The following is a 6,459-nucleotide window of genomic DNA, read 5'->3' as shown; positions in this document are numbered from 1 at the left end:
AAGTACAAAACGCCCGATGCGGTGCATCGGGCGTTTGTGCAGCAATAAATACTGTCAACCTATTTTAGGACTGGACAGCTATGTCACCATCAGATGTGGGAATGCTCCCAGCGTTGCCTTCAATAATGTTTCCGGGGAGCGGATGCGCCCGGCGTCGAGTATCCAGCGCCAGCCCAGGTAATTCGGCAGGTAGCGCGTCGCCACGCCGTGAAAGGGGCGTAGCCATGCCCGCAGGCGGCTGTGATATGCATTGACGTTCTGTACATGCGCGGCGCCCTGCACGCGGATGCCTGCGCGCAAATTGACGGCCTGGTGACTGATGCCCGCTTCACGCGCGAAGGCGCGATAGGCAGCGTGGCCGTCGGTGACCAGCAAAATGTCCTTGTCGATCATGGGCAATAAATAATGGCGCACCTGCGCCTTCGTCAGCGCCCCTTTTCCGGTGACGAAATCGAGGGTTTGTCCCGTACGGTCGCGCGCCACCAGGATGCAGACCTGCTCATTGGAAATGCCACGCCGGCGGGCATGACCGCCACGGCGGCGCGCCGGACGGGTCAGATGCCGCGATCCCTTTTCCGACTCCAACACATACAGCTCGTCCGCTTCGGCGATGCCATGCAGGCAATGGGGCCGGTCCGTCTTGGCCAGGCTTAAAAACCGGTGGCGCCAGCGAAAGGTGGTGTTGCGGTGCACGCCCAGTTGTAACGCCGCCTTGCGCACGGAATCTGATGCCAGCAGGCAATCGGCGTAATCAAGCCACAGTGATTTATGGCGCAAGCGCGCCAGCGGCGTGCCGGTGAGTGCATTGAAGGTGCGGCCGCACGGCACGCAACGGTAGCGCTGCAGTCCGTGCGCATGGCCATGCAGGTGAGCATGACTGCTATTGCAGGCAGGACAGTGCAACCGCTGCCGGGCCACGCTTTCGATCAGTGCCGCGGCAGCGCCCTGCGGTGCGCTTCCTCGCAGCAGAGCGATGCCCGCCAGGCGCTGGCGACGGTTCAGTACGGCGAACTGGGCGATGAAGGTTTTCCATTGAGCTATCTGCATGAAAGGCTCCCGTTTGTCTGCGATGCACAGTCAGACAGCAGGGATACAGGAAGATTCCTGAACTTCCCCTACTTAACGGGGACAGAGCCTTTTCATTGCGCGACGATTTTCGACAATACGGAAAAGGCCGCGCCCGTCTGCGATGCTTCCAGCAGCAAGGTCAGTTCCGTATACGTGCAAATGATGTTGATCAGGTTGATGCGCTCCCAGGCCAGGCGCTTGAGGATGGCGTGATACACGCCCGGCGTATAGCAGGTTTCGGCCGCCAGGTGCAGGGTCACGGCCGTCACCCGCTCCAGGCGCGCCAGTTCCTGCTCTTCGCCGAACACCTCTTCCACCAGCGCGTGCAGCGAACGGCTGCAGATCACCATCACCTCGTTGACGCCGCGCGTAATGGTGATGAATGTGCCCCGCTGCGGCGCTGCCAGCGCCAGCAACTGGCGCTGGCAGGCATACGTCTGGTCGGAATAGCGGTAGGTAACAACCATCAATTCGCTGCGCGTGGACAGTTCGCCCGCGCGGTGCGCCAGCACGATCTCGCCGTTTTTCTGCGGCATCCGCTCGGCCAGGCGGCGCAGCGCCATCACCACGGCGGCCTGCCCCACCGGTTTCCATAAGTCGGTCTGCAATTGCGGCTGCAGCTGGCGCGCCAGCTCCGACAGGTTGAGCAAGCCACGGCCCAATCCCTCGCTGAGAAAGGCCGATTCCATCACGATCTGTTCCACTTTGGTCGCTATCGAAAGCATAGTTCGTCGGGCCGGTGATTCCGGTGCACGCACCAGGAGCCGGCAACCCTTCCTGAAAAAAAGATGCACTGCGCCAGCGGCCGCGCCGGGCGGCACGGTCGGACTTACAGAAAAGAATCCCCTCGCGGGGGAAAAGCCGGCTGGCGGCCGCTAGGAAGGCGGATGCAGCATGAGTGCCGCTCCAGAGGGGAAATGGCTGAAACCAACAGCAGAAAACAGAACTGACGTCATGTGAAACTCCCGATTTTTTTTCCCGATGCGCTGTATCTGGACGCGGTCATTGCCGCGTGCGCTTTTTTTGTCTTCGCGTGCTCCGCTGGGGGGCAATGCGAAGAGCTAGTGTAGATCGCAACATTTAGAAAAGGCAACAGTGTTTTTCCAACAGAGCGCGCCAATAGGGGTAGTAGTCCAAAACAAAAGTTGCAGCTTGTGGTAGATCAAACTTTCCAACGATGCGATGCCGATAAATGTTCAATTCTTAACAAAAAATCGCCTGGTGACCCATTTCTTGAATTTTTTGACATGGCGATCTCGACAAGTTTAGTGTCCCCCTACCCGGCGTCATGCCACCACAAAACGGCAGGCTATCCGCCCGCCGCCAGGCGCGCCGGGGTGGCCATCAGGCATCGCGGCCAGCTCATTCACCATTTCCTTAACCGATACCATGGAGCAGAAATGAATTTACGTTTGACGATAGTTGCCGCATCCATCGCCGCCCTGCCGCTGATGGCCACCACGGCCGATGCCGCCACCCCGCTGCCACAGACCCTGATGGCCGCGCCGGTCGCCCTGGCTTCTCCACAAGAGACCGCCAGCCTGGTCAACAAGCTGGCCGCGCAGGCACGCAGCCGCGGTCTGAATACCGAGCATGGCTTTGCCGTCGGCGCCCAGCATCCGGGCGTCAGCGGCACGCGCGTGAGCCGCGTACAGCACACCTACAAGGGCTTGCCCGTCTTCGGTTCCGAGACGGTGGTGGTCAGCAACAGCGCCGGCGACATCGTCAGCGAATCCGTGTCGGACCGCGCGTCCGGCCTCGGCAGCGGCGGCGTCAATTCCGTCACCCGCAGCGCCACCACCGATATCGACACCACGCCGGCCGTCAGCGCCGCCGCCGCCATTGCCGCTGCAGTAAAAAGCATCGGCGTGCCGGCCGTCGACCATGTGCCGCCGCATGCGCAGCTGCTGATCTATCCCGTAATGAAAACCGTGCGCGTGGCCGGCGCCGAGAACAAGTCGGAAGCCGCGCTGAACGCCCTCGACGTGCAGGACGTGGTCGACCACTACGAGCTGGCCTACCTGGTGCAGACGCGCATGATCAGCGGCAGCAAGCCCGTCTACTACGACACCATCGTCAGCGCCCGGGATGGCCGCATCCTGCGCCAATGGAAAGCCCTGAAAACCGTCGCCGGCATCGGCAACAGCCAGTACAACGGCCAGGTGCCGCTCAACACCACGCTCACGGGCAGCACCTACACCATGAAGGACCCCAGCCGCGGCACGGGCGGCAGCTTCGGCGGCATGGCCATCACGAATGCCAACCACGGCACCACCTCGGGCAGCGTGTACAGCAACACCAGCAATACCTGGGGCGACGGCCAGCAATACATCAGCGGCGGCAGCACCACCAACGCCAACGGTCAGACGGCGGCCGTCAATGCGATGTGGGGCTTGATGAACACCTACGACACGCACAAGAACGTGCTGGGCTGGTCCAGCCTGGACGGCAACAACACGGCCACCCACATCGCCGCCCACGTCAACACGGCCTACGACAACGCCTATTACGACAGCAACTGCAAATGCATGTACATCGGCGACGGCGGCAGCGCGTTCAACAACCTCGGCTCCATCGACGTGATCGGCCATGAGATGGGTCACGGCATCACGGACGCCACCTCGGGCCTGATCTACTCGCAGGAGTCGGGCGGCTTGAACGAATCGAGCTCGGACATCGCCGGCGAGATGGTGGAAGCGTATGCGCGCGCCGGCGGCACGGGCACCACGATTCCGAACACGGGCAACGATTGGATGACGGGCAAGGAGATCGCCAAGAACGGCCAGCCGCTGCGCTGGCTGTACAAGCCGAGCAAGGATGGCAGCAGCCCGAATGCGTGGAGCAGCACCATCAAGAACCTCGACGTCCACTACAGCAGCGGCCCGAACAACCGCATGTTCTACTTCCTGTCGCAAGGCTCGAATTCCACGTCCAGCAGCGACTACTACAGCTCCTACCTGAACAAAAGCCCGCTGGCCATGACCGGTATCGGCAGCGACAAGGCTTACCGCATCTGGTTCAAGGCCGCCACCACCAAGTTCACCTCGTCGACCAACTATGCCGACGCGCGCAACAAGGTGCTGCAGGCAGCCGAGGAACTGTATGGCGTGGGCAGCGCGGAATCGATCGCCGTCAAGCGCGCGTATGCGGCCATCAACGTGGGTACCGACGTCGATGAATCGACGACGGGCGGCGCGGTAACCATCACCAGCCAGCCGGCCAGCATCACCGTCGCACCGGGCGCCACCGCCTCGTTCGCCGTGGGCGCGGGCGGCGGCACGGCGCCGTACACCTACAAGTGGTACCGCAACGGTGCCGTGATCAGCGGCGCCACGTCGCCGGCCTACAGCTTCACGGCCGTGGCGGCCGACAGCGGCGCCGTCTTCAAGGCCACGGTGACGGATTCCTCGTCGCCCGCCGTGACGGCCACGTCGAACAACGCCACCTTGACGGTGGGCACCAGCAGCGCCACCGAAAGAGTGACGAACGGCGGCTTCGAGGCCGGCGCCACGGGCTGGAGCGGCACCACCGGCGCCATCGGCACATTTACGGGGCAAACCGCGTACGAAGGCACGCAGTACGCCTGGCTGGGCGGCAATGGCGTCACGGCCAGCGAATCGCTGACGCAAAGCGTGGCCATTCCGGCCGCCGCCACGTCCGCCAGCCTGAGCTTCGCGCTGCATATCGACACGGCGGAAACGGGCAATACCGTGTACGACAAGCTGGTCGTCACCGTGAAGAACAGCGCCGGCACGGTGCTGGGCACCCTGGCCTCGTACTCGAACGTGAACAAGGCGGCCGGCTACCAGATCCGCACTTTCGACCTGATCGCCTACAAGGGCCAGACCGTGCAGATCTCGTTCGCCGCCACCGAGGACGCTTCGCTGCAAACCTCGTTCGTGATCGACAAGGTCAGCCTGGTTACCCAGTAAGCGGCTGAACATGCGGGCAAGCCATCGAAACGATGGCTTGCCCGCACAGCACGATTGATTTCCTGGCAATTCCAGTCTACCCTGAGGCAGTGATTGCATCTTGCCTGCTGCCGGTACCCGCGACGAATTGAACTTTTTTGGATGGTTCCTGACCGATGCCTACTTCGACCTTGTCCGCACGCGCTTTCCCCCATTCCAGCCTGTCCATTTTTACGCCTGCCACCATGCTCGCCTGAGCCGGCCATGCAGTTCCACCTCCAGGTGCAGGGCCCGGCGGGCAGCCAGGCGCTGGCCATCGACGCCGCCAGCGAGGCCGAGGCGATCCGCGCGGCCGTGCGCGGCGGCTGGCGCGTGCTGGCCGTCGATGACGGCGCCGCGCCGGACGCGGGCGCCGCGCTGCGCCCCGGCAAGCAGGGCTTGCCCCTGCTGCAATTCAGCCAGGAGCTGCTGGCCCTGCTCGAAGCGGGCCTGAACCTGGGCGAGGCCATGGCCACCCTCCACAACAAGGAAACGCGCCCGGGCGCGAGGAGCACCCTGGCCGCCATCGTGCTCACCCTGCAGCAGGGGCAAAGCTTTTCCGACACCCTGGCCGGTTTTCCCGACATCTTCCCCGACATTTACATCGCCACCGTGCACGCGGCCGAACGCTCGGGCAACCTGCCCGAGGCGCTGGCCCGCTTCGTCGCCTACCAGCTGCAGTTCGACGCCATCCGCAAAAAACTCATTTCCGCCGCCATCTACCCGTGCATGCTGCTCGTCGTCGGCGGCCTGGTGACCCTGTTCCTGCTCGGCTATGTGGTGCCCAAATTCAGCGTCGTCTACGAAAGCTCGGGCCGCGAAATTCCCTGGATGTCGCAAATGCTGCTCGGTTTTGGCCAGACCCTGGCCGCGCATCCGCTGCTGTGCGCCGGCGCGCTGGCCGCCGCCGTCGGCGCCGTGGTCTTCGGCGTTGCCAATGCCGGCGCGCGCCAGGCCCTGGTCTTGCGCCTGCTGCGCCTGCCCGTACTGGCGGAGAAGGCGGCCGAATTCCGCCTGGCCCGCTTCTACCGCGCCCTGAGCCTGCTGCTGCACGCGGGCATCCCGCTGCACAAGGCGCTGGCCATGGTCGGCCCCATGCTGCTGCCGGCGCAGCAGGAGCAGCTGGCGCAGGCGCGCCGCGCGGTGCAGGAAGGCATGCCGTTTTCCACCGCGCTGGAACAGGCCGGCATGGCCACGCCGGTGGCGCAATCGCTGCTGAAGGTGGGAGAAAATACGGGCCGCCTGGGCGACATGCTGGAACGCTCGGCCAAGTTCCACGACGAGGAATTCGCCCGCTGGGTGGACTGGGCTTCGCGCCTGCTCGAGCCGCTCTTGATGACCATCATCGGCGTGGTGATCGGCGGCGTGGTGGTGCTGATGTACATGCCGATCTTTGAACTGGCGGGGAGCTTGTCTTGAACCTTATCGTGAAGGTGCTGCC

General features: G+C 63.6%; 4 protein-coding genes. 2 read left to right on the top strand and 2 right to left on the bottom strand.

All coding sequences use genetic code 11. The features are described from left to right. Positions 1-78: 78 nt before the first annotated feature. Positions 79-1,047, bottom strand: a complete 969-nt coding sequence (locus AC1Q6X_RS14825; RefSeq protein WP_230502026.1) for an IS1595 family transposase — start codon at positions 1,045-1,047, stop codon at positions 79-81. Positions 1,048-1,139: 92 nt separating this feature from the next. Next, positions 1,140-1,793, bottom strand: a complete 654-nt coding sequence (locus tag AC1Q6X_RS14820) for a hypothetical protein (RefSeq protein ID WP_492497687.1) — start codon at positions 1,791-1,793, stop codon at positions 1,140-1,142. A gap of 675 nt (positions 1,794-2,468) precedes the next feature. On the opposite strand from AC1Q6X_RS14820, the gene AC1Q6X_RS14815 reads away from it, so the two are divergent. Beyond that, a complete protein-coding gene (locus tag AC1Q6X_RS14815) occupies positions 2,469-5,000 on the top strand; it encodes a M4 family metallopeptidase (RefSeq protein WP_070224267.1) in 2,532 nt (843 codons plus the stop codon). Between the two features lie 243 nt (positions 5,001-5,243). Further along, positions 5,244-6,437, top strand: coding sequence for a type II secretion system F family protein (locus AC1Q6X_RS14810; RefSeq protein ID WP_492497686.1), 1,194 nt, complete (start codon positions 5,244-5,246; stop codon positions 6,435-6,437). Positions 6,438-6,459 lie beyond the last annotated feature (22 nt).

This window comes from Janthinobacterium sp. GW823-FHT06H09 (assembly GCF_058794735.1).
The sequence above is the reverse complement of the archived record's forward strand: the minus strand, read 5'-3'. Positions and strand labels throughout refer to the sequence as shown.

What these genes read in the sequence shown, in the direction of transcription:
- AC1Q6X_RS14815 (WP_070224267.1), top strand. Translation starts at nt 2,469, where the DNA reads ATGAATTTACGTTTGACGATAGTTGCCGCATCCATCGCCGCCCTGCCG.
- AC1Q6X_RS14820 (WP_492497687.1), bottom strand. Translation starts at nt 1,793, where the DNA reads ATGCTTTCGATAGCGACCAAAGTGGAACAGATCGTGATGGAATCGGCC.
- AC1Q6X_RS14810 (WP_492497686.1), top strand. Translation starts at nt 5,244, where the DNA reads ATGCAGTTCCACCTCCAGGTGCAGGGCCCGGCGGGCAGCCAGGCGCTG.
- AC1Q6X_RS14825 (WP_230502026.1), bottom strand. Translation starts at nt 1,047, where the DNA reads ATGCAGATAGCTCAATGGAAAACCTTCATCGCCCAGTTCGCCGTACTG.